Below are 22,422 nucleotides of genomic sequence, written 5' to 3' on the forward strand. Positions count from 1 at the left end.
GCGGTTATTCGCCCAGTGTCTGGCTCCAGTCGTGAACCATCTGGCCTTCGAGGAACTTCTCACAATCCAGCGCCGCTTTACAGCCGCTGCCGGCCGCCGTGATGGCCTGCCGGTATTTGCTGTCCATGACGTCGCCGCAGGCGAAGACGCCGGGAATGTTGGTTTCGGAGCTGTCCGGCTTCACCTTGATGTAGCCGTGCTCATCCGTGTCGATCTGGCCTTTCAGGAAGCCGGTGTTCGGCGTGTGGCCGATCGCGATGAAGATGCCGTCGGTTTCGAGAACTTCTTCCTGTCCGGTCGCGTTATTCTTCACACGCAGGCCGGTCACGCCGCGCTCTCCCGCTTCGACGCCGAGCGGCGTCCGGTTCAGGCTCCAGCTGATCTTCTCGTTGCCGCGTGCGCGATCCTGCATGATCTTCGAAGCGCGCAGCTCGTCGCGACGGTGAACGAGATTGACGTCCGTGGCGAAGCGGGTCAGGAAGTTCGCTTCCTCCATCGCGGAGTCTCCGCCGCCTACCACGACGATCTTTTTATTGCGGAAGAAGAAGCCGTCACAGGTCGCACAGGTGCTCACGCCGCGGCCGATGTTTTCCTTCTCGTTGTCGATGCCGAGCAGCTTGGCGGAGGCACCGGTGGAGATGATGACAGTTTCGGCTTCCAGCTCGCCGATGCCTTCCACGGTCATCTTGAACGGACGCTTGCTCAGGTCGATGTCGTTCACCCAGCCGGTCTTGAACTCGGCGCCGAACCGCTCGGCCTGCTTGCGCATGTTGTCCATCAGCTCGGGACCCATGATGCCCTGCGGAAAGCCAGGGAAGTTCTCCACCTCGGTCGTCGTGGTCAGCTGGCCTCCCGGCTCAGGACCTTCGATCACGAGGGGGCTCAGATTGGCGCGCGCCAAATAAATCGCGGCGGTCAGCCCGGCAGGACCCGTACCGATAACAATCGTTTTGTACATGCTTCATCTACCTCCTGGGAATGGTCTCTACTTCATATATCGCGAATAGGTTGGAAAAATCGCGTCCATCTTCTGCTTGAGGCCGCACGCCTCGTCGATCGCCTTGGCCTGCTTGCGGGCGGTTGCAGGCGATACGCCGTAGCGGGCCGCCACCTCTTCGTAGGTGACGGTACGTCTGTGCATCTTGGCCGTCAAGTATTCGAGAGCGGCCGCCCAGCCCTCCGCCTTATGAATCGCGGGAGCGGACGGGTAGACACGGGATAAGTATTCCACCCAAAGGGTTTCCATATCATATTGCTGCACCATGTCATAGCGCTTCTGCATGTGCTGCAGCGTCAGCTCGAGTACCCGCTGCCACCGGTCCTCCCAGACCGGCAGGTCGTCGGAAACCGGGGTTGACGGCGCCATCGTCCGGCGCCCCTGCAGCATGATCGGCAGCGGCTCGGACACGCCCATCGAGCGGAGAGCGAAGAGCGCCACCTTCTTCAGGTAGTCGTCCTCCCCGGACTCCAGCAGGAAGCCGCGGAGCGCCTCCTCGACCTCCTCGTCGGCGAGGATGCCGAACGCCTGGATGACCTGGAGCTTCGCCTCGCGGTCGCCATTGCGCAGCGCCCAGAAGAAGGAGGAGCGCACGAGCGGGTCCCGCTTCATCGAATCCGGGAGCGCCTCCTTGGAACGGGCCAGCAGCCGGAACTGCTCCTCGAAGGGGAGATGATAGTGATAGCTCAGAGAAGCTGCGGGAGTCGCTTCGTTCGCTTGGCGCTTCTCCCCGAGCTGGCTCAAGTAGAAGCGGGGGATGTCCGATTTTGGATCGAGCCTCTCCGCCTGCAGCCAATACTTGGCGGCATCCGTCCACCGGCCGATGTTGTACGCGGCGACGGCAGTGTAGTGATAGAGGCAGGGATCCTCGGCGGCGTCTCCGTTCTTCACCAGCCGGCGGAATAGCCGGAAAGCAATCTCGTGCTCGCCGAGAATACCCATCGTCGTAGCCAGCTTGAACACCTGGTCCTGCTGGAACGGCACTGTCTTGCGGAGCAAGTCCAGCAGCGGCGCGAGCTCCTCCTTCGCCTCGTTGTGCTGGTGGAAGATCGCCAGGTTGCACTGGGCGTGCAGGTTGCCGGGCTCGATCTCGAGGACGCCGAGCACGGCCTCCATCGCCTTCTCGAACTGGCCCATATAGTAGTAGGCCAAGGCCAGGTTATTGCGGGCGGCCAGAAATTCGGGGTCTTTCTTGATGAGCCGGTTCAGCACGCGGACCGCTTCGCCGAACCGCCCCTCCTCGAGCAGGGAGCGGGCCTTGTCGTGCTCGAAGAAGCTCTCCCTGCTTTTGATCTGCGTCAGCTTGGTCGGCCGCTCGAGTTCGTAGCTGAGCAGCTCGATCATCTCCTCGGCTTCCTCGAGGAACTGACCGTTCGCATCCTTCTCTAAGTACTGAACGATGGAATTCTCGGCGTTCTCGAAGTCCTCCATGTTGGCGTAGTTGTTCGCCATATAAAAGTGGCATTCCGTCATGGACGGATCCACCTGTTCAAGAATCTGCTGCAGAATCCGGTTGGATTCGCCGTAATTGCCCATTTCGGACAAGATGCCCGCCAGGTTGCAATGATTCACCGGGTTCTCCGGCTCATAATCGACAGCCTTGCGGAAGTATTTGAGAGCTTTGTCGTAATGCAGGCGGTCCAGGGACCGGACGGCTCTCTCGAAAAAGAATGTGGCGTCCATCTTGATCGAAATGACTTTTTGCTTCTTTTGCTCTGCCACAAGCTTTTTCTTTTCCATAGTCTTAAGCCACCTCCGGCTCGCAAAAAACAAAGTAGACGACCGGCGTACCAGCGTCACCCAAAAGTATAGCATAGTTCGTTTCGAAATACCTACGCCCCTATTGAGTATAGCTTTCTTTTCCGCCGGTCGTCTGCTTGTGCCGATGCCGTATTGTGGTTTATACGCCGCCGTTTTTGAACAGCGAGCTGATGGAGCCGCCTGCCGTAATAATGCGGATTGCATTGGACAAGAGCGGGGCTACGGAGAGAACATGGAAGCGATTGGAATGACCGTCCGGCAGCGCAATGGAGTCGGTAATGACGACTTCCCTGATGTTCGGATGGTCGAGACGTTCGATCGCGGGCCCGGAGAAGACCGGGTGTGTTGCGCAGATGAACACGTCGTTCGCGCCGCGCTCCTTGAGGCCCTCGACCACGTTGACGATGGTCGTACCCGTGTCGATGAGGTCTTCTATAATAATCGGCGTTTTGCCTTCGACATCGCCGATAACGTGGGTAATAACCGCTTTGTTATGCTCAGGACGTTTTTTGATCATCATGGCGAACGGAGCGTTCAGGATATTCGCCAAATTCTCGGATACGGCGGCGCGGCCTACGTCCGGGGAGACGACGACCGGGTTCTCGATGTTCTTCGAGCGCATATAGTCGCTGATCAGATCGAGAGCGGTCAAATGGTCGACCGGAATATTGAAGAAGCCCTGAATAGCCGGGGCATGCAGATCAAGTGTAATCACGCGGTCGGCGCCCGCGGTCGTCAGCACATCCGCCAGCATTTTGGCCGAGATGGGTTCGCGCGGTGCCGCTTTTCTCTCCTGGCGGGAATACCCGTAATACGGAATAACCAGGTTGATCGTCCTTGCCGATGCCCGCTTGGCCGCATCCATCATAACCAGCAGCTCAACGAAATGCTCGTTGATCGGGTGCGAGAACGTCTGGACAATGAACACGTCGCAGTTGCGGATCGATTCCTCGTAGCAGCAGTAATGCTCGCCGCTCTTGAAACGGGACAGCTTTACCTTTCCAAGAGGTTGGTTCAGTTCCTTGGAGATCTTTTCCGCCAGTTTGGGATTGGACGATCCCGAGAAAATCTTTAAATGATTGCTGTACATGATACCCTCCTGAGCATAAATGGCAGGCACGCCTCACCTGCTTTGACCGGTAACCGGTTCTTTCTCTCTTATTCTCTTTTATTTATCGTAAAGCAACATTTCTATTATACCTCTACCGAATGCATTTACGAAAGCTTTGTGAACGGCTACCCGTGAACATTTGTTGGCAAAGGCCGTCCAATTTCCCCCATCGGTGGAAGCGGTTAGGGAGTCCGGTTCCTCACACGCCAAAGAAGTCCGCCTGCGGCCTCATGGGAGAGAACGCGGGCGGACTTCGCAGCCGTCCCCGGGACGGCTAGTCCTGCTTGTTCGGTGCGGACTGCTTGCTGACGTGGCGGCGTTCCAGCTCCCGCAGCACGTCGTCCAGCGGCACCTTTTGCTGCCGGAGCAGCACCATCAGGTGGAAGATCAGGTCGCTCGCTTCGCAGCGGAGCTCGGCCGAGTCGTTGTTCTTCGCCCCGATGATGACCTCGGTCGCTTCCTCGCCGATCTTCTTCAGAATCTTGTCGAGGCCCTTCTCAAACAGATACGTCGTGTAGGCTCCTTCCGGACGCTCCATGTCGCGCTGGGCCACGACCGACTCCAGCTGCGAAAGGATGGCGAAACGGTCCTCCCCGACGCCGGAAGCGGCTTGCGCCTGCGTGCTGTCGCGGCCCGGCAGCGCCACCTCGCCGAAGAAGCAGCTGGCTTTGCCGGTATGGCAAGCCGGACCGGCCGGGTGAACTTTGAGGAGCAGCGTGTCGGCGTCGCAGTCGTACTGCAGCGAGACGACGCGGAGCACGTTGCCCGAGGTCGCCCCCTTGTGCCACAGTTCGGCGCGGGACCGGCTCCAGAACCATGCCTCCCCGGACTCCACGGTGAGCCGGAACGCTTCGCGGTTCATATACGCCATCATGAGGACATCCTTGCTGGCCGCATCCTGCACGATGGCAGGCACGAGACCGCTTCCGTCCCAGCGGATGATCTCGCCCACCGCAGCCGGATTCGTAGAAGCAGCTGTATTAGCAGAATCTGTCATCGGATGTCTACCCCTTTCTCTTTCAAATAGCCTTTGACCTCGGCGATAGACAGCTCCTTGTAATGGAAGATCGTCGCCGCGAGGCCCGCGTCGGCCTTGCCGGCGGTGAAAACGTCGTAGAAATGTTCCGGCGTCCCCGCGCCTCCCGACGCGATGACCGGAATGCCGACAGCGTCGGAGACGGCGGCGGTCAGCTTAAGGTCGAAGCCGTCCTTGGTACCGTCGGCGTCCATGCTGGTCAGCAGAAGCTCGCCCGCGCCCAGTTCCTCGGCCCGCTTCGCCCACTCCAGCGCGCGGATGCCGGTCTCCCGGCGGCCGCCGTGCGTGTAAACCTCCCACTCGCCCCAAGCTTCGTTATACTTGGCGTCAATCGCCACAACGATGCATTGAGACCCGAACTTGCGGGCTCCGTCGAGCACGAGGTTCGGCTCGCGGACGGCGGCGGTGTTGATGCCGATCTTGTCGGCGCCTGCACGCAGCAGCCGCTTCATGTCGTCCACGCTCGAGATGCCCCCTCCGACCGTGAACGGGATCGTAATCTCGCCGGCCGTTTGCCGGACGACCTCGATCATTGTCGCGCGACCCTCCACCGAGGCGGAGATGTCGAGGAAGACGAGCTCGTCGGCTCCCTCGCGGTCGTACAGCGCCGCAAGCTCCACCGGGTCCCCGGCGTCGCGCAGATTGACGAAATTTACCCCTTTGACAACGCGTCCGTCCTTGACGTCCAGACACGGAATGATACGTTTGGCCAGCATCCTGCGCCCCTCCGTTTCCTATGCCTGCGGCTTGGTTCCGCACAGCGACAAAAAGTTGGCCAGCAGCCGCATGCCAACGTCCCCGCTCTTCTCCGGGTGGAACTGCATGCCGAACACGCGGCCCCGCCCGACGATCGCCGTCACCGGCTGGTAATAGTCCGTAACGGCGAGCAGCACGCTCTCGTCGTCCGGCTTCACATGGTAGGAATGGACGAAGTAGACGTAGCCTTCCTCCAGTCCCTCGAAAAGCGGGCTGTCCTGGCGGAACGCGAGACGGTTCCAGCCCATATGCGGCACCTTGTACTCGCCTGCGAACCGCATGGCCCGCCCCGGCAGAATGCCGAGCCCCTCATGCTGCCCGTGCTCCTCGCTCTCGCCGAAGAGCAGCTGCATGCCGAGGCAGATGCCGAGCAGCGGCTTGCCGGAGGCGGCCGCCTGCCGGACGACATCGGCGAGTCCCGACTCGCTTAACTCGCGCATCGCGTCGCCGAAGGCGCCTACACCGGGGAGGATGACGCCGTCCGCCCCGAGAATGTGGGCCGGATCGCTTGTCACCTCCGCCTCCCAGCCGAGCCGCTCGACCGCTTTGCTCACGCTGTGCAGGTTGCCCATGCCGTAATCGATAATCGCGATCATCGTTTACAGCACCCCTTTGGTCGAAGGGACTCCCTGCACGCGCGGATCGATTGAGGTCGCCTCGTCGAGCGCCCGCCCGAGCGCCTTGAACACGGCTTCGATCATATGGTGCGTATTACGTCCGTAATGGACGATGACATGGAGCGTGATGCGCGCTTCAAGCGCAAGCTTCCAGAGGAACTCTTCCACGAGCTCCGTCGTGAAGCTTCCCACTTGAGCGGACGGATACTCCGCGCGGTATTCGAAGTGCGGACGGTTGCTGACGTCGATGACGACCTGCGCCAGCGCCTCGTCCATCGGTACGAAGACGCTCGCGTACCGCTTGATCCCCCGCTTGTCGCCGAGCGCCTCGCGGATGGTCTGCCCGAGGCAGATGCCGATATCCTCGGTCGTGTGGTGATCGTCGATGTCCACGTCACCGTTCGCTTTCACCTGCAGATCGAATTGGCCGTGCTGCGTGAACAGGTCGAGCATATGGTTCAGAAACGGCACATCCGTCTCGATGCTGGACTGGCCCGTGCCGTCCAGTGTAAAGGCGAGCTGAATGTCCGTTTCGTTTGTCTTCCGTTTGACTTCCGCCGCGCGCGGCTTGCTTTGCTCGGTCATGACCGCTTCTCCTCCTTGTCGAGCCGAACCTGGATGGCGCGGGCATGGCCCTGCAGCCCTTCGTGCTCGGCTAGCGTAATGATTTTGCGCCCGTTGGCAAGCAGCGCTTCCCGGCTGTACGAGATGAGGCTCGACTTCTTGACGAAGTCGTCCAGATTGAGCGGCGAAGAAAAGCGCGCCGTTCCGTTCGTCGGCAGAATATGGTTCGGCCCGGCAAAATAATCACCGACGGGCTCGGAGCTGTACGGGCCGAGGAACATCGCGCCCGCGTTCTCGATCCGTCCGACGAGCCCGAACGGCTCCTCCACGAGCAGCTCGAGATGCTCCGGCGCGAGCCGGTTGACGATGGCGATGCCTTCGTCCAGATCGGCCACCGTCAGAATCGCGCCGTAATCGTGCAGCGCCTGCTCGGCGATCGCGCGCCGCGGCAGAACGGCCAGCTGCCGGTCCACTTCCTCGCGCACCCGCTCCGCGAGGCTGGCCGACGGCGTGACGAGCACCGCCGACGCCATCTCGTCGTGCTCGGCCTGCGACAGCAGATCGGCCGCCACGTAGGCGGGATCGGCCGAATCGTCGGCGAGCACGACGATTTCGCTCGGTCCGGCGATGCTGTCAATGTCGACGGCGCCGAACACGTAGCGCTTCGCAAGCGCGACGTAGATGTTACCCGGGCCGACGATCTTGTCGACGGGACGAATCGATTCCGTCCCGTAAGCGAGCGCCGCAACCGCCTGGGCGCCGCCTACTCCGTAGATCTCGGTGATGCCGCATTCGGCGGCGGCCACCAGAATATACGGGTTGATGCCCGGCTCGCCGGCGGTCGCCGGCGGCGTCACCATCGCCACCTCCGGGACGCCCGCCACGAACGCGGGAATTGCGTTCATCAGGACGGACGAAGGGTAGGCGGCTTTGCCGCCCGGCACGTATAGGCCGACGCGCCGCAGCGGCCGGATCACCTGGCCGAGCACGGTGCCGTCCGGCTGGGCGTCGAACCATGAGTTGCGCTTTTGCTTTTCATGGAAAGCGCGGATATTCGCCGCTGCTTCCCGCAGCGCCTCCAAGAAGGCGGCATCCACGTGGTTATAGGCGTCCGCGATTGTCTCCGGGCGGACGCGCAGCTCGCTCAGGCTCACCTTGTCGTGCTGCTCGGTCAGCCGCAGCAGCGCGGCGTCGCCCTCCCGGCGCACCTGGCCGATGATGTCCTGCACCGCCCGGTTCTGCTCCTCCGTACCGTAATCCGCTTCCCGCTTGATCGAGAATGCGCTGGCCGGCATGATGTTCATGCTTGTTCCCCCTTACTCGCTTCGCGCGACAACCGCCTGCAGCCGGTCGCACACCTGCTGAATCGCTTCGTTCTTCATCCGATAGCTGACGCGGTTGGCGATAAGCCGGCTCGTAATGCCGAAGATCTGCTCCAACTCCACCAGCCCGTTCTCCCGCAGCGTCTGCCCCGTCTCTACCATATCGACAATCCAGTCGGCCAGGCCGATCAGCGGCGCCAGCTCGATCGAGCCGTTCAGCTTGATGATGTCGACTTGCTGTCCCCGCTCGCGAAAATACTGCGAGGCCACGACCGGATATTTGGTCGCCACCTTCGGATTGATCGCCGGCTCGCGGCCCGGCAGGCCGATCACCGACATCCGGCACTTGGCGATCTTCAGGTCAAGCAGCTCGTAGACGTCGCGGTTCTCTTCCATCAGCACGTCCTTGCCGGCAATGCCGAGATCGACCACGCCATACTCCACATAGGTGGCCACGTCGACGGGCTTCACCAGGATGAATTCCATCCCCGCTTCCGGGACGGTGATGATCAGCTTCCGGGTCGACTCAAGATCGTCCGGGATTGGATAGCCCGCGTCCTGCAGCACCCGGATCGCCGATTGGTTGATGCGCCCCTTGGGCATCGCCACTCTCAACAGTTCTTGCATCGCTTCCGCCTCCTTCCGCGTTAGTCAAAGCTCAGCCATTCTCCATAGAGGCGGCCATCATAGAGATACATGCCGTCCGGTGTGCGCTCCGGCACAGCCGGCTCTCCGTCCGCGAGACGCTTCGTCTCGACGCTGCGTCCGGCCTCCGCCCGCAGCTCGGCGGCTTTGGCGAATGCCTCCGCTCTCCGGCTTCCGGTATACACGATCATCGTCCGCCGCCCGGCCCGCTCGGCCTCCTTGGAGACGATCTCGAGAATGCGGTTCGTCTTCAGCGAGAAACCGGTGGCCGGCGCGGGACGCTCGAACTGGGCCAGCAGGTTGTCGTACCGGCCACCGCTGACGACCGGGAAGCCGAGGTCCGCGGAGTAGCCTTCGAACGTCATGCCGGTGTAGTAGGAGAAGTCCCCGATCATCGTCAGGTCGATCAGGACATGCTCGCTCACGCCGTAAGCCTTGAGCACCTCCCACACCTCACACAGATGCGCGAGAGCCTCCTGGGCGACAGTGTCGGACGTAGCGGCATGCGCCTGCCGGCAGATCTCCTCGCCGCCGCGCAGACGCAGGATGCCCTCAAGCCCGGCGCGTACCTTGTCGTCAAGCTCCAGGCTGCGCAGTCCCTGCTTATAGCCGACGTGGTCGCGCTTCAGCAGAAATTCCTTCAGCAGCTGCTGCTCGTCTTCCCGCCCCGGCAGGTTCTCGCGGAACAGCCCGTTCAGGAAACCGACATGCCCAAGCGCCAGCTTGAACGTCTTGACGCCTGCGGCCTGCAGCGAAGCGACAGCGAGCGCGATGACCTCGGCATCGGCCTCCGGCGAGCCATCTCCCACGAGCTCCAGGCCCGTCTGGAAAAATTCCGATTCCCGTCCGCCCTCCTGCTCGAAAGCCCGGAACACGTTGGAGTGGTAGCACAGGCGCAGCGGGTAGGGCTCCTCCTTGAGAAGCGACGCGACGACGCGCGCGATCGGCGCCGTCATGTCCGAGCGAAGCACCAGCGTGCGGCCGTTCTGATCGAGCAGCTTGAACAGCTTGCGCTCCTTCGTCGAGCTGGCGACGCCTACCGTATCGTAGAACTCGATCGTAGGCGTTATGATTTGTCGGTACCCCCAGCGGCTCATGCAGTCGAGCACGCGGAATTCGATGCCGCGCAGCAAGGAGACTGCCTCCGGGAGGTAATCCTTGACACCGGTCGGTTTTTCGAACACCTTCGGTTTGGACATCATGATCCCCCTTTTTCTAATGACTTTCGAGATAAGTGCTATGTGGATCGGGAAAGGAACCCCGCTCATGAAACTAAGTAAAAAACGAATCGCAGCAAGGTTCGCTTTAGTACGATAATATGCTACCATGCTAACAAATTAAAGGTAACTATACCACGGAACGGTCCTTTTCGTCAATCGCCGGATAGCTCCCAAAAGGGCGTCGTCCCGGCCCGCACGCTCTCTCTTTCACCGTGCCGCGGGCACAAAAAAACCGGCTCCGGCCGCTTGTCTTCCGCGGTTCCGGGTTCCCGGCCTTTGCCCTGCTGTCTATTCTTTGGGCCGCCCTGCTTCGCCCGCCGCTCTGCCCGGTTATTCGCTCCCATCCTCCTGGCCGCCTATGCCTTCGCGGATCGTCCGCAGCGGATTGCCGGCGACGAACGCTCCGGCCGGCACGCTCTTGTGTACGACCGATCCGGCTCCGACAACGGCGTTGTCACCGATCGTCACGCCCGGCAGAATGGTCGTATTCGCGCCGATCATGACGTTCGAGCCGATGACGACCTTGCCCAGCCGGTATTCCTTGATCAGGTACTCGTGGGCCAGGATGGTGCTGTTGTAGCCAATGATCGTGTTGTCGCCGACCTCGATCTTTTCCGGAAAGAACACGTCCACCATCACCATAAGCGCGAACGACGTGTGCTTGCCGACCTTCATGCCGAGCACTCGACGGTAGATCCAGTTTTTGAGGGGCAAGGAGGGCGTGTACCGCGACAGCTGGATGAACATGAAGTTGCGGACCGCCTTCCATTTGCTCACCGTACGGTAAATTTGCCAAAGAGCGTTCGGCCCTTCGGTCGGATACCGGTCAACCTCTCTCACCGGGCGTCCCTCTCGGTGCCGATAATCTCGTACAAATCCCGCATGTCCGTCAACAGGAAGTCCGGCTCGAACTGCCGGAGGAATTCCTCTCCCTTGGACGACCAGGCGACGCCCGCCGACCGGACGCCCGCCCGCTTGGCCGCCTGGAGATCGTACTGGCTGTCCCCGACCATGACGGTCGTCTCCGGCTCGGCTCCCAGCGCTTCGATCGCCTTGAGGATGCCTTCGGGGTCCGGCTTGCCGTTCATCACGTCGTCCTCGGCCACAATGACGTCCATGTAATTCTCAAGCCCCGCCACCTTCAGGCCCATCTGGGCCGTCCGGCTGATTTTGTTCGTGACGACGCCCATCCGGATTCCCTGCTCGTGAAGAGCCGCGACGACCTCCCGGACATGGGGAAATTCCCGGACCAGCTCGTCGTGCATCCGCACGTTGTATTCCCGGTATGCTTGGACGAGATCTTCGACCTCGGTCCGTCCGGTGAACATGAGCAGCTGCTCCATGAGAGGCAGGCCCATATTCGGAATGATATGATCTCGTGTGAACGGCTCCGCCGTCTTGCCCTCCAGCACATGCAGGAAAGTGGCGATGATCAGCTCGTTCGTATCGATGAGCGTTCCGTCTAGGTCAAACAATAGGGTGCGAATCATCCGATCCTCTCCTTCTCTATAGGGCGAGAGCCCGTTATTCCGCCGTCCGGGCACTATCCGCCCGGTCTGCGTCGCTGGATGCGCCCGTCGTCTGCTTGCTGGACACGATCGGGTCGGAATACCGTACCTCCGCGAGGCCTTTGACTCTACGGTAGACGATCCAGCCGATCGCCGCCAGGATAATCAGCACGCCGAGCAGCTGCGAGATTCTGACGTTGCCGTACGCCATGCTTCCGGGCTCGAACACAAGCAGCATCGGCGACCAGAGGCCGTCCATCAGCGCGGCGAGCCACGCAGGGCCGTTGAAGGCGAGGCTGTCCGTCCGCAGTCCTTCAATGAAGAACCGGCCGATCGAATACCAGATGAAATAGCTCGCGAACAGCTCGCCGCTGCGCAGAAACGGTCTCCGACGCAACCAAAGCAAAAGCAGCAAACCCACGACGTTCCACAGCGATTCGTACAGGAAGGTCGGGTGGTAGAAGACGCCGTCGATGTTCATGCGCGTCACGATAAAATCCGGAAGATGAAGCGTATTCCGGAGGAAGCTCTCCTCTACGGGGCCTCCGTGCGCCTCCTGGTTGACGAAGTTCCCCCAGCGGCCGATCAGCTGGCCGGTGATGAGACCGGGGGCGCAAATGTCCGCAATGCGCAGGAAGGTATAGCCTTTGCGCCGGCAATAGAAATAGGCGGCGATGATCGCGCCGATCAGTGCGCCATAGATGGCGATGCCGCCATGCCAGATGGCGAACACCTCAAGCAAATTGTCCTTGTAGTCGTCCCACTTGAAGGCGACATAATAGATGCGGGCGCCGATGATCGCCGACGGCACCCCGATCAGCAGCAGGTCGAGGAAAAAGTCCGGCACCATGCCGAACCGTTTGCCCTCCCGAATCGCCAGCAGGAGCCCTAGCAGCGCACCGAGACCAAGAATGATGCCGTACCAGCGGACATCGATCGGCCCGATAGAAAAGGCAATGGGATTTTCAAGCGGCATGCCGCACTAGCTCCTTTCGATCCCGCTTCGGGCGGGAGTTAATCAAGATTGTCCATATCGGCGTTCATCGTCTCGGTCAACCGATTCGTGAATTCATGCGCCGCATTGTAGCCCATTCGCTTCAACCGGTAGTTCATTGCCGCTACCTCGAGGATGATCGCGAGGTTACGGCCCGGACGGACCGGTATCGTCACGAGCGGGACGTTGGTGTCGATAATTTTCGTCGTCTCCTCGTCGAGCCCCAGCCGGTCATACTGCTTCTCCTGCTGCCAGGTCTCGAGCTTCGCCACGAGCGAGATCTTCGTGTCGTTGCGCACGGCCCCGGCTCCGAACAGCGTCATCACGTTAATGATGCCGACCCCGCGGATCTCAAGCAGGTGACGGATCAGCTCTGGCGCGTTGCCAATGAGGATATTCTCCGCCGTCTGGCGGATCTCGACCGCATCGTCCGCTATGAGGCGATGTCCCCGCTTGACGAGCTCAAGCGCCGTCTCGCTCTTGCCGATGCCGCTGCCGCCGGTAATCAGCACACCGACTCCGTACACGTCGACCAGAACGCCGTGGATCGTCGTCGACGGCGCCAGCTTGTTCTCGAGCAGGTCGGTCAGCTTGCTGATGAGCGCCGTCGTCTTCAGCTTGCTCCGCAGCACCGGCGTCTGACGCTCGGTCGCCGCCTTGATCAGCTCGTCCGGCACCGCCAGTCCCCGCGAGACGCAGACGCACGGCGTTTCTTCCGAGCAGAGTCGGTACATGCGGTCCCAGCGCTCCTCCTCGGGCAGCGTCTGGTAGAACGCTAGCTCGGTCTTGCCGAGAATCTGCACCCGCTCGTGCGGATGGTAGGTGAAGTAGCCAGCCATCTCTAGACCCGGCCGGTACATGTCCGACACCGTGATGATGCGCTTCAGCCCTTCTTCTCCGCAGACGACTTCCATATGAAAATGCCGTACCAGGTCCGCGACCTTAATTTTTTTCGGCACAATAGTCCACTCCTTATCCTTCCAATAGACCTATCGTATATTAAAGTGCGGCGTGAGCGCAACTGGCAGGGCAAGTGAGTCTCCTCTATCGATGGGCTACCGGCGGCCCGCCGCTCCGACCAAGTTCTGCCGATCATTACCGGCTCAATCCCCCGGATGAACAGGTCCGCGTCTTCCCGGCTGGACGGAACCGCGTTCGGCTACCTCCCTATCGGGAGCTGGCTCCTCGCTCGCCTCGCAGCAGGCTGGCGGGCTTATCAGCCGCCTCTATGGAGCCTATTCCTGTTTTTGCCCAGCAAAAAGGCCGGCTTTACGCCGGCCTGCTGATCCGTTCGATCTTATTTGGAGATGATCGAAAGGGTGGTGTCTTTATCGAAGAAATGCGCGCGGTTCATGTCGAACGCCAGTTGAACGGTGGAGCCTTCTTTCACGCCGGCGCGGCCGTTTACGCGAGCGATAACGGTGTCCTTGCCCAGGCCTGTGATGTACAGGTTCATCTCGTGGCCGAGGTTCTCCGCTACGTCGATGTTGGCATTGACAACCGACTTCGGCGAAGCTTCCAGGAAGACCGGCTCTTCGTGGATGTCTTCCGGACGAATGCCGAATACGACTTCCTTGCCGATGTAGCCTTTTTCCTTCAGAACAGCCGCTTTGGCAGCTGTTACCGCTACGCTAACGCCGTTTGCTTTGAAGACGACGTCTCCGCCTTCTTCCGACAGGTTGCCGTTGATGAAGTTCATCGACGGCGATCCGATGAAGCCGGCTACGAACATGTTAACCGGATGGTTGTAGATCTCTTCCGGAGTAGCCGCTTGCTGGATGACGCCCTGCTCCATAACTACGATCCGCTGACCCATCGTCATAGCTTCCGTCTGGTCGTGCGTTACGTAGATGATCGTGGTGCCGAGGCGCTTGTGCAGCTTGCTGATCTCCGCACGCATCGTTACGCGCAGCTTGGCGTCCAGGTTGGAGAGCGGTTCGTCCATCAGGAACACTTGCGGTTCGCGGACGATCGCACGGCCGAGGGCGACACGCTGGCGCTGACCGCCGGAGAGAGCTTTCGGCTTACGGTCGAGCAGGTGCTCGATATCGAGAATTTTGGCGGCAGCGCGTACGCGAGCGTCGATGTCCGCCTTCTTGAATTTGCGAAGCTTAAGGCCGAAGGCCATGTTCTGGTATACGTTCATATGAGGATAGAGGGCGTAAGACTGGAACACCATCGCGATGTCGCGGTCCTTCGGAGCGACGTCGTTCACGAGACGGTCGCCGATGTAGAGTTCGCCTTCCGTAATTTCTTCCAGCCCGGCGATCATCCGCAGCGTAGTAGATTTCCCGCAGCCGGACCCGCCTACGAGTACGATGAATTCTTTATCTTTAATATCAAGGTGGAAGTCTTTAACGGTAGCCTCACTGTTTCCGGGATAGGTCTTCACGATATGGTTCAAACGAACGCCTGCCATGTCCTCATTCCTCCTAAGAAAGTGCTCTTGGTATAATGATATGACCTAATCTTAGCGCAATGCTGCCGTTTGTGACTATGCACAAACCATACAAAAAAATTACGCTCTTTTCGTCACTTTATACAACAAGAGTGCAATCTTGACGAGCACGGCGTCGTGGAACGTCCTGACGTCGAGGCCGGTTTCCTGCTTGAACTTGTCCAGCCGGTACAGCAACGTATTGCGGTGAATATACAGCCGCTTTGCGGTATCGCTGACGCTGCAGTTCTGGGCAAAGAACGTCTCCAGCGCCGCAATCATGTCGCCGTCCAGCGAGTGGGCTTCCTTGAAAACGTGCTTGACGAACCCCGTCTTGGCGCCTGGCGGAATCTCGAAGAACAGCCTTTCCAGCTGGAGCTGCCACGGAAAGTGGACATTCTCCCCCGGATGGTAGGCCTTGCCCAGCTCAACCGCCTCGCGCATCGTCAGGATGGCCTGCACCAGACTCTCGGCCGGTACGATCGGCATGTGGACCGCTAGATGGCATTCTCCCACCCATTCATTGTCAAGCATCTCAAGCAGGCCCGAACCGATCGAAACAAGCGTCTCCTCTATGCTCTCATGCTCCCCCGATTCTCCATCCTCGGCTTCGCTCGCCTCGAGCAGCTCGCTCGAGCCCAGCAGCACCCATTCTCTCTCGCCCAGCGGAATGACGACCGTCTTCGTCTCGAAGAACGAATCGAGCAGCTTCCCGAGCTCAGAGGCTCCGACGCCGCCCGGGTCGGCGAAGTCTCCCTGAATCAGGAACGGAATGCTCGCGGTCCCGAAGTCTCCCAGATCGCAATAGGTCTCCGGCATGCTCGGGTACGGCTCCCCCTGCTCGATCCGGTCCAGCAGCCAATTGCGCAGCAGCAGCCAGCTGTCGACCGGCGCTGCGGCCTTCTCCGCCTCCGATGGGGCAGACTCGCTTTTCCACGTTTCTAGCAGCAGCTCGACCAGATCTCTCTCGCCTTTTGCAAGCGATTTCTCAACAGCCAGCAGGACGGCCGTCTCCTCGTCCGCCTCGAGAAAGAACAACGTTTCCTTCTCGCTTGCCACGCTCTTGCTCATCTCTCCGGTGAGGATGTCCTGGGCGGCGATGTTCCACTCTTCGATCGCCATGGCGGCCGGCCGGATTCTTGCCTCCAGCACGGGCTCCAGGCGTGTTCTTGCCATCTCCCAATTCATAAGGCGTCTACTCCCAATCCACAGGTAGTTATTCGTCTCCAGGTCTCTTTTACCATCATACCGATGTCGGGCGGTAATGAAAAGCCTGTCCGGCTTACCGGTTGACGAGCAGTACGAGCAGCGACAGCAGAGAGAACAGCGCCCCGATCAGATAGAGGAAGGAGACAGTCTGGGTTTGAGTTAGGCCCCATTTCATCAGGGCATGGTGGGTATGAAGCTTGTCCGCCCGGTGCAGGCCCTTATGTTCCTTGAAGCGGCGGGCAAAGACGATGACCGTGTCCATGATAGGAACGCCCAGTGCCAGCAGCGGGACGAGAACGGAGAGGAAGGTCGCGCTTTTGAACGCGCCGTGAATCGCGACCAAGGCGAGTGTGTAGCCGAGGAAGATGGCGCCGGCGTCTCCCATGAAGATTTTGGCGGGATGGAAGTTGTACAGCAGGAACGCGAGACAAGCCCCTGCCAGGATGGCCGCAACAACAGCCGAATCGGGCTGGTCCTTCCACAGCGAGATAATCATGAGCGTGATGGAGGAGATCGCCGTGATGCCCGCCGCGAGGCCGTCCACCCCGTCGATGAAATTGATCATATTCGTAATGCCGAACACCCACGCTGCCGTCGACAGCCAGACGAGCCAGACGGGGAAAAAGAGCATGCCCTGCCCGTAAGGGTTCGTGATGCCTTCGATGCCGATGCCATACCAAAGGGGGACCGTCGAAGCGATGAGATAAACGAGTAGCCGGGGCCAGACCGGGAATTCCCTGCCCTTCGATTTGTAATAATCGTCCAAGAGGCCCGTCAGCAGCAGGAGCGTTCCGCCGGTAGCCAGTGCGGCGGTGAAGGACGTCCAGCCTTCCCTGGCGAACAGCACCGCCATGAAGCCGAGGTAAATGGCGAGGCCCCCCATAAGCGGGACCGGCGCCTGATGGGCTTTGCGCTTGGTGGGCAGGTCTACGAAGCGGAGCCGAAGGGCCGCCTTCCGGATAATCGGCACCAGCACCAGCACCGCAAGGAAGCTAGCGGCAAGCGGCCATCCCAGCGTCATTGCTCCATCCCCCTTCCCCTTCGAGCCGTTTTTGTCGGTTCTAGCATACCCGCGGGTAAGGTGCTCTACTCCGGCGGAGCCTTCTTGGATGATCGGCGGATTCGGAGGAAATACTTTGTAGGACTGGAAAGGAGGGAACCGACATGTATCGCTTGCCCTATGGGCGGAAGGAGCTTACGTTCCGCCTGCCGGATGGCCTCCGGCCCACAGTCGTCGCAGGACATGCTTGGGACGATTGGATGTCTGCGGAGAGGGACAGAGGCCCGGCAGTTGAGGCAGACGAGGGCATGCCTGCGGAGAGGGGTGGGACCTCGGCTGCGGAGGAATCGAACGCAGAGCGGCCGGCGGCGTCCCGGCTCATCGCCGAGGCACTGGCAAGCCCGATCGGCTCCCCGCCTCTCCGGGAAGTCGCCCAGGGACGGCAAAACGCAGTCATCCTCATCAGCGATCTGTCTCGTCTCTGTCCCAGCTACCTCTTCCTAGAGGCGCTGCTGGACGAGCTCAACGCTGGAGGGATTCCCGACAGCCGGATCCGCGTGGTCGTGGCGCTGGGGGCCCACCGACGACAGACCGAGTCGGAGCTCGAGCAATTGGCTGGACCCGGCGCTTACCGGCGGGTCCGGGTGTTGAACCATTCCTCAAACCCGGCCGACTGCGTCCGGCTCGGCGTCACGCGCAGAGGGACGCCTGTGGAGATTAACCGGCTCGTCGCAGAAGCGGATCTCCGGATCGCCACCGGCAACATCGAGCCGCACCGGCTCGCCGGCATGTCCGGGGGCGCCAAGGCGCTGTTTCCCGGGGTGGCTTCGGTTCCGAGTATTGAAGCGAACCATTCCTTGTCGATGGCGAACCCGACCTCGCCGGGAACGTTGGACGGAGACGTACGCCGGGACATCGAGGAGATGCTTTCGTTTCTGCCCGTCCACTTCCTGTTCAATACCGTCGCCGATCCCCGAAAACGGCTGCTGGCCGCCTTCGCGGGTGACGTGACCGCCGCCCACAGGCGGGGCGTGGAGAAGGCGCGGGAGCTGTTCTTCGTCCCGGCTGCCGCCTTCGATCTCACCATCGCCTCGGCAGGGGGCCATCCCAAGGATCTGCAGCTGTACCAGGCGATCAAATCGCTGCAGAATGCCGCCGCCTTCACCAAGCCCGGGGCCCCCATCCTGCTCGCGGCTGAATGCGGGGAGCTGTACGGCAACAACGTCTTTCAGGCTTGGATGGAGGCCGGCGGGGACCGGCAGGCGGCATTGGAGAAGCTCCGCGGCACCTTCGTGCTCGGCGCCCACAAGTGGGAACAGCTCGACCGCATACTCGCGAAGCATCCGGTCTATCTGTGTTCCTCGCTGCCCGCCTCCATCGCCGAGCTGATCGGCTGCCGCCCCGTGGCGTCGCTGCAGGAGACGATCGACCGATTGGTTGCGTCGTTTTCAGGCGAGGCGGGCATCTTGCCCTTTGCCTCGATCACGTTCACCGAGGAGAAGGCCTCTCCTTGGCATGGTCCACGGTGACGAGGGGTTTTGCAATCAAGTCTACATAAGGAAAGAAGGGAAGTCTGTTGGATAACTGGACGGATTGGTCGCTTCAACGGTCGGTGGTGCTGTTTGTCGGCCTGGCTTTCCTATTGGTCGGCATCCAGGTGACGATGTCCCATTACCGGCAAAATTTCCATCACAAGGCGATGTGGGGACCTGTGCTGTCATCGCCGCTATTTTTCCTGTGCGGAGTCATCCTGGCGATGGTGAGGGTCGGCTGGCTGCAGAGCCTGTTCGCCATTTTGATGGCGCTGGGCGTCCTGTCGGGGCTCGTCGGGTTCTATTACCATTTCAGGGGCGTGGGCATCCGGGTAGGGGGCTATGAAGCCCGGAACTTCCTAATCGGTCCTCCGATCATCATGCCGCTGGTCTATACGGCCCTGTGCGTGCTCGGCCTGCTGGCCGTATATAAGGGGTGAGGCGGATGCAAAAGCAAACCATCTATCCCGACTACAACGTTATGAACAGTAAAGACGAATGGGATGTCCATACGAGACAAATCGTCGAGAACCGACTGGTCCCGGTCGAGGACTATTCCTACTTCGGCTGGCCGGAGATCGAAACACTGCGGGCCGTCTGCTCTCTGCTGGTCGACGATTCCCGGACGGAGATCATCGCTGAGGTACTTCGGCACTTTGACTCCAAGATGACCGAGGCCAAAGGAGAAGGCCAGCGCAAGGCGGGGGTGCCCAAGGAAGCCCTGCTCGTCCGCAAAGGCCTCCAGGCTCTCGACCAGAGCGCTATGGACCGGTTTCAGCTTCCGTTCCACCAGCTGACCGAGGCGGGCCGCCGCCAGCTATTGACCGAGCTGGCCGAGGGCCGATTGCCTGCTCAAGGGCTGTGGACGGCGGTGCCGCAGAAGGAGCTCTTTCAAAAACTGCTGATGCTCACGCTGGAGTCTTACTATTCCCATCCCGCCGTCTGGTCGGAAATCGGGTATGGAGGACCGGCGTACCCGCGCGGCTACGTCCGGGCGGATATCGGCCATCTTGATCCATGGGAGGCGAAGCAGCAGCCATGATACAGCGCAAATTTGGCAACGAAGAAGTCGATGCCGTCATCGTAGGAGCCGGAGCGGCGGGAGGCGTGCTGGCCAAGGAGCTGAGCGAAGCGGGGATGCGGGTCGTTCTCCTCGATGCCGGCCCTTCGCGGGATCCGCAGCGGGATTTTGCCAGCGACGAGCTGGCCATGCAGAGCCTCGGCTGGGAAGAGACCCGGATTGTGGACGGGCAGAATCCGCTGCAGATGGGACATAACAATTCGGGCCGGGGGCTTGGCGGCGGCACCACCCATTTCACGGGCGTGTTCCTTCGCTTCCACGAGTCCGATTTTCGGACCAAGACGCTGGACGGCGTAGGGGAGGATTGGCCGATCACGTATGAGGATTTGGCCCCCTATTACGACCGGAACGAAAAGGAGCTTGCCGTTTCGGGGCCTCGGCATTTTCCGTGGGGGAGCTTTCACGGACCGTATCCGTACCCGGAGCGCGATCCGCTTAGCCCCAATGCCTACATGTTCCGGCAGGGGTGCGAGCAGCTGGGCATTCCGAGCGCCGTGGCTCCCCTCGCGATCCTCTCCGCCCCGTTCGAAGGGCGGCCGCCCTGCATCAACCGGGGCTTTTGCAACCAGGGCTGTATGCCGAATGCGAAGTTCAGCACCCTCATCGTTCATATCCCCAAGGCGGTGAAGGCGGGGGCCGAGGTACTGCCTGATTGCATGGTGACAGAGATTCTGATGGGCCGGGACGGGCGCGCCAAGGGCGTCGCCTTCGTTCATAACGGCCAGACCTACCGGCAGCGGGCCAAGCTCGTCATTCTCAGCGCCTTTGTCGTCGAGACGCCCCGTCTCCTGCTGAACTCGGCCAACAACCAGTTTCCCAACGGGCTGGCCAACGGCAGCGGATGGGTGGGCAAGGGGATCATGCCCCACAGCAGCCACGATGTGTACGCCCGGTTCCTGGAGGAGATCCGGCTGTACAAAGGAACGCCGGTGCTTGCAACGACGCAGCATTATTATGCCTCTGATCCGGGGCGCGGGTTCGCCCGCGGTTATTCGCTGCATGCTCATGGTGCCCGGCCTCTCAGCTTCACCAAGGGAATTGCCGGCTCCCTCGGAGGACCGGTGTGGGGGCGTCGGCTCCGGGAAGCCGCGCTCGATTACAACTTTTACGGGCGGATCACCATGGTCGGCGAGGTGCTGTCTCAAGAAACGAATCGGGTGACCCTGTCGGACGAAAAGGACGCCCTCGGCCTGCCGCGCGCCAAAGTGACCTTCAGCTACGGGGACAACGACCAGAAGCTAATCCGGCATGCCGTCGACTCGATGAAGGCCATCCTCCGGGCGGCCGGAGGGACTCCCGAATACGTCGTGCCCGACACAGCGCACCTGATGGGCGGCTGCCGGATGGGCACCAACCCGTCCAACTCGGTGACCAATTCGTTCGGGCAGACGCACGAGATCCCGAACCTCTATATCTGCGACGCCAGTCTGTTCGTCACCTCGAGCGGAGCAAACCCGACCAATACGGTTATGGCTCTGGCGCTGCGCACTGCCGACCACCTCGTAGAGAGAGCCAAGCGCCGGGAGGCCGGCACTCCGCTGACCGTCTAACGGTTCGACCTAATCGGAACCAACGCAAAAAAGAGGCCGAACGGCCTCTTTCGTGTGTATGTATGCATTTGAAGGGAATGGTGAGCCATGAAGGACTCGAACCTTCGACACCCTGATTAAAAGTCAGGTGCTCTACCAACTGAGCTAATGGCTCTTGCAAAAATGGTGGAGGATGATGGATTCGAACCACCGAACTCGTAAGAGAACAGATTTACAGTCTGCTGCGTTTGGCCACTTCGCTAATCCTCCAGGATCAACCTATTCGGTTAATGGTGGCTCGGGACGGAATCGAACCGCCGACACGAGGATTTTCAGTCCTCTGCTCTACCGACTGAGCTACCGAGCCGCATATCACCAAGACGGGGCTTGGGCAAAAAAAAAGAAAGTGGCGGAGCCGACGGGATTCGAACCCGCGGTCTCCTGCGTGACAGGCAGGCATGTTAGGCCTCTACACCACGGCTCCGCGCCTAGGTAAAACTGGTGCCGTCGAGAGGACTTGAACCCCCAACCTACTGATTACAAGTCAGTTGCTCTACCAATTGAGCTACAACGGCATAAGTGGTGGACGCTGACGGGATCGAACCGCCGACCCTCTGCTTGTAAGGCAGATGCTCTCCCAGCTGAGCTAAGCGTCCTTGTTGCAATTATTAGCAATCTTACCACATCTTCTATGTAGGAACAAGATGTTAAGGTTGTTAAGTAGCGGCGGAGGGGATCGAACCCCCGACCTCACGGGTATGAACCGTACGCTCTAGCCAGCTGAGCTACACCGCCTTAACAGGAATAATAACTGGCGGAGAGAGAGGGATTCGAACCCTCGCACCGCTTACGCAGTCTAACCCCTTAGCAGAGGGTCCCCTTGAGCCACTTGGGTATCTCTCCAAGATTATTCCTTGAAAACTAGATGCGAAGTTTTGTTCATTCTTTAGTTGGGGCCCCCGGCAAGTATTCGGATTCTGCTTCGTCAGCATCATCTTCACTTGGTGGGGTGTTTTAGGATAAGCCCTCGACCGATTAGTATTCGTCAGCTGCACGCATTGCTGCGCTTCCACCCCGAACCTATCTACCTCGTCGTCTTCAAG

21 protein-coding genes, 8 tRNA genes and 1 rRNA gene are annotated in these 22,422 nt (G+C 60.5%); 4 read left to right on the forward strand and 26 right to left on the reverse strand.

Going from position 1 to position 22,422, the window contains the following annotated elements; translation table 11 throughout:
* Positions 1 to 4 precede the first annotated feature (4 nt).
* From trxB to KJS47_RS17340, 17 genes are all read right to left on the reverse strand, one after another.
* Positions 5 to 958: a thioredoxin-disulfide reductase gene (gene trxB, locus KJS47_RS17260; RefSeq protein WP_213526298.1), complete on the reverse strand. Its 954-nt coding sequence runs from the start codon at positions 956 to 958 to the stop codon at positions 5 to 7.
* 27 nt (positions 959 to 985) lie between these two features.
* Positions 986 to 2,737: a tetratricopeptide repeat protein gene (locus KJS47_RS17265; protein WP_213526299.1), complete on the reverse strand. Its 1,752-nt coding sequence runs from the start codon at positions 2,735 to 2,737 to the stop codon at positions 986 to 988.
* 160 nt (positions 2,738 to 2,897) lie between these two features.
* Positions 2,898 to 3,848: a ribose-phosphate diphosphokinase gene (locus KJS47_RS17270; protein ID WP_213526300.1), complete on the reverse strand. Its 951-nt coding sequence runs from the start codon at positions 3,846 to 3,848 to the stop codon at positions 2,898 to 2,900.
* Between the two features lie 295 nt (positions 3,849 to 4,143).
* Positions 4,144 to 4,866 carry a bifunctional phosphoribosyl-AMP cyclohydrolase/phosphoribosyl-ATP diphosphatase HisIE gene (gene hisIE, locus KJS47_RS17275; protein ID WP_213526301.1) on the reverse strand — a complete coding sequence of 241 codons (723 nt, stop codon included), beginning with the start codon at positions 4,864 to 4,866 and terminating at the stop codon, positions 4,144 to 4,146.
* Positions 4,863 to 5,621: an imidazole glycerol phosphate synthase subunit HisF gene (hisF, locus tag KJS47_RS17280; protein WP_213526302.1), complete on the reverse strand. Its 759-nt coding sequence runs from the start codon at positions 5,619 to 5,621 to the stop codon at positions 4,863 to 4,865. Before hisF ends, hisIE begins: the two co-directional genes overlap by 4 nt.
* A gap of 18 nt (positions 5,622 to 5,639) precedes the next feature.
* The gene (hisH, locus tag KJS47_RS17285; RefSeq protein WP_213526303.1) at positions 5,640 to 6,257 is read right to left on the reverse strand and encodes an imidazole glycerol phosphate synthase subunit HisH; all 618 of its coding nucleotides are present in this window, start codon (positions 6,255 to 6,257) and stop codon (positions 5,640 to 5,642) included.
* Between the two features lie 3 nt (positions 6,258 to 6,260).
* Positions 6,261 to 6,863 carry an imidazoleglycerol-phosphate dehydratase HisB gene (gene hisB / locus KJS47_RS17290; protein ID WP_213526304.1) on the reverse strand — a complete coding sequence of 201 codons (603 nt, stop codon included), beginning with the start codon at positions 6,861 to 6,863 and terminating at the stop codon, positions 6,261 to 6,263.
* The gene (gene hisD / locus KJS47_RS17295) at positions 6,860 to 8,146 is read right to left on the reverse strand and encodes a histidinol dehydrogenase (RefSeq protein WP_213526305.1); all 1,287 of its coding nucleotides are present in this window, start codon (positions 8,144 to 8,146) and stop codon (positions 6,860 to 6,862) included. The genes hisB and hisD overlap by 4 nt, the downstream gene beginning before the upstream one ends.
* 12 nt (positions 8,147 to 8,158) lie before the next feature.
* The gene (gene hisG / locus KJS47_RS17300) at positions 8,159 to 8,791 is read right to left on the reverse strand and encodes an ATP phosphoribosyltransferase (protein ID WP_213526306.1); all 633 of its coding nucleotides are present in this window, start codon (positions 8,789 to 8,791) and stop codon (positions 8,159 to 8,161) included.
* 20 nt (positions 8,792 to 8,811) lie between these two features.
* Positions 8,812 to 10,008 (reverse strand): ATP phosphoribosyltransferase regulatory subunit, encoded by a 1,197-nt coding sequence (locus KJS47_RS17305; RefSeq protein WP_213526354.1) that lies wholly within the window; start codon positions 10,006 to 10,008, stop codon positions 8,812 to 8,814.
* A 351-nt stretch (positions 10,009 to 10,359) separates the two neighbouring features.
* Entirely contained in the window at positions 10,360 to 10,869 is a 510-nt protein-coding gene (locus KJS47_RS17310) for an acyltransferase (protein WP_213526307.1), read from the reverse strand.
* Positions 10,866 to 11,519, reverse strand: a complete 654-nt coding sequence (ppaX, locus tag KJS47_RS17315) for a pyrophosphatase PpaX (RefSeq protein ID WP_213526308.1) — start codon at positions 11,517 to 11,519, stop codon at positions 10,866 to 10,868. The genes KJS47_RS17310 and ppaX overlap by 4 nt, the downstream gene beginning before the upstream one ends.
* Positions 11,520 to 11,553: 34 nt before the next feature.
* Positions 11,554 to 12,513 (reverse strand): prolipoprotein diacylglyceryl transferase, encoded by a 960-nt coding sequence (gene lgt / locus KJS47_RS17320; protein ID WP_213526309.1) that lies wholly within the window; start codon positions 12,511 to 12,513, stop codon positions 11,554 to 11,556.
* A 38-nt stretch (positions 12,514 to 12,551) separates the two neighbouring features.
* Entirely contained in the window at positions 12,552 to 13,490 is a 939-nt protein-coding gene (gene hprK / locus KJS47_RS17325) for an HPr(Ser) kinase/phosphatase (protein ID WP_213526310.1), read from the reverse strand.
* A 338-nt stretch (positions 13,491 to 13,828) separates the two neighbouring features.
* Positions 13,829 to 14,950: an ABC transporter ATP-binding protein gene (locus tag KJS47_RS17330; RefSeq protein WP_213526311.1), complete on the reverse strand. Its 1,122-nt coding sequence runs from the start codon at positions 14,948 to 14,950 to the stop codon at positions 13,829 to 13,831.
* A gap of 99 nt (positions 14,951 to 15,049) precedes the next feature.
* Entirely contained in the window at positions 15,050 to 16,144 is a 1,095-nt protein-coding gene (locus KJS47_RS17335) for a PucR family transcriptional regulator (protein ID WP_213526312.1), read from the reverse strand.
* A 106-nt stretch (positions 16,145 to 16,250) separates the two neighbouring features.
* A complete protein-coding gene (locus KJS47_RS17340) occupies positions 16,251 to 17,198 on the reverse strand; it encodes an MraY family glycosyltransferase (RefSeq protein WP_213526313.1) in 948 nt (315 codons plus the stop codon).
* 143 nt (positions 17,199 to 17,341) lie between these two features.
* On the opposite strand from KJS47_RS17340, the gene KJS47_RS17345 reads away from it, so the two are divergent.
* Genes KJS47_RS17345 through KJS47_RS17360 form a run of 4 tightly spaced genes read left to right on the forward strand, consistent with a single transcriptional unit; the run spans position 17,342 to position 21,340 of the window.
* Positions 17,342 to 18,706, forward strand: a complete 1,365-nt coding sequence (locus tag KJS47_RS17345) for a nickel-dependent lactate racemase family protein (RefSeq protein WP_213526314.1) — start codon at positions 17,342 to 17,344, stop codon at positions 18,704 to 18,706.
* A 47-nt stretch (positions 18,707 to 18,753) separates the two neighbouring features.
* A complete protein-coding gene (locus KJS47_RS17350) occupies positions 18,754 to 19,149 on the forward strand; it encodes a hypothetical protein (protein ID WP_213526315.1) in 396 nt (131 codons plus the stop codon).
* Between the two features lie 5 nt (positions 19,150 to 19,154).
* The gene (locus tag KJS47_RS17355; protein ID WP_213526316.1) at positions 19,155 to 19,751 is read left to right on the forward strand and encodes a gluconate 2-dehydrogenase subunit 3 family protein; all 597 of its coding nucleotides are present in this window, start codon (positions 19,155 to 19,157) and stop codon (positions 19,749 to 19,751) included.
* Positions 19,748 to 21,340, forward strand: coding sequence for a GMC family oxidoreductase (locus KJS47_RS17360; RefSeq protein ID WP_213526317.1), 1,593 nt, complete (start codon positions 19,748 to 19,750; stop codon positions 21,338 to 21,340). The genes KJS47_RS17355 and KJS47_RS17360 overlap by 4 nt, the downstream gene beginning before the upstream one ends.
* Before the next feature lie 78 nt (positions 21,341 to 21,418).
* Here the strand turns inward: KJS47_RS17360 and KJS47_RS17365 are convergent.
* The 9 genes from KJS47_RS17365 to KJS47_RS17405 all read right to left on the reverse strand — a co-directional run.
* Positions 21,419 to 21,494 (reverse strand) — tRNA-Lys (locus tag KJS47_RS17365).
* A 9-nt stretch (positions 21,495 to 21,503) separates the two neighbouring features.
* Positions 21,504 to 21,589 (reverse strand) — tRNA-Tyr (locus KJS47_RS17370).
* Between the two features lie 21 nt (positions 21,590 to 21,610).
* A tRNA-Phe gene (locus tag KJS47_RS17375) sits at positions 21,611 to 21,686 on the reverse strand.
* Between the two features lie 40 nt (positions 21,687 to 21,726).
* Positions 21,727 to 21,803, reverse strand: a tRNA-Asp gene (locus KJS47_RS17380).
* A 15-nt stretch (positions 21,804 to 21,818) separates the two neighbouring features.
* Positions 21,819 to 21,894, reverse strand: a tRNA-Thr gene (locus tag KJS47_RS17385).
* Positions 21,895 to 21,899: 5 nt separating this feature from the next.
* Positions 21,900 to 21,975: transfer RNA gene (locus tag KJS47_RS17390), tRNA-Val, on the reverse strand.
* Between the two features lie 65 nt (positions 21,976 to 22,040).
* A tRNA-Met gene (locus KJS47_RS17395) sits at positions 22,041 to 22,114 on the reverse strand.
* 17 nt (positions 22,115 to 22,131) lie between these two features.
* Positions 22,132 to 22,222 (reverse strand) — tRNA-Ser (locus KJS47_RS17400).
* A gap of 112 nt (positions 22,223 to 22,334) precedes the next feature.
* Positions 22,335 to 22,422: ribosomal RNA gene (locus KJS47_RS17405) — 23S ribosomal RNA — on the reverse strand; the annotation flags it as partial.

This window comes from Paenibacillus sp. J31TS4 (assembly GCF_018403265.1).
In the GTDB taxonomy this organism is placed as follows: domain Bacteria; phylum Bacillota; class Bacilli; order Paenibacillales; family NBRC-103111; genus J31TS4.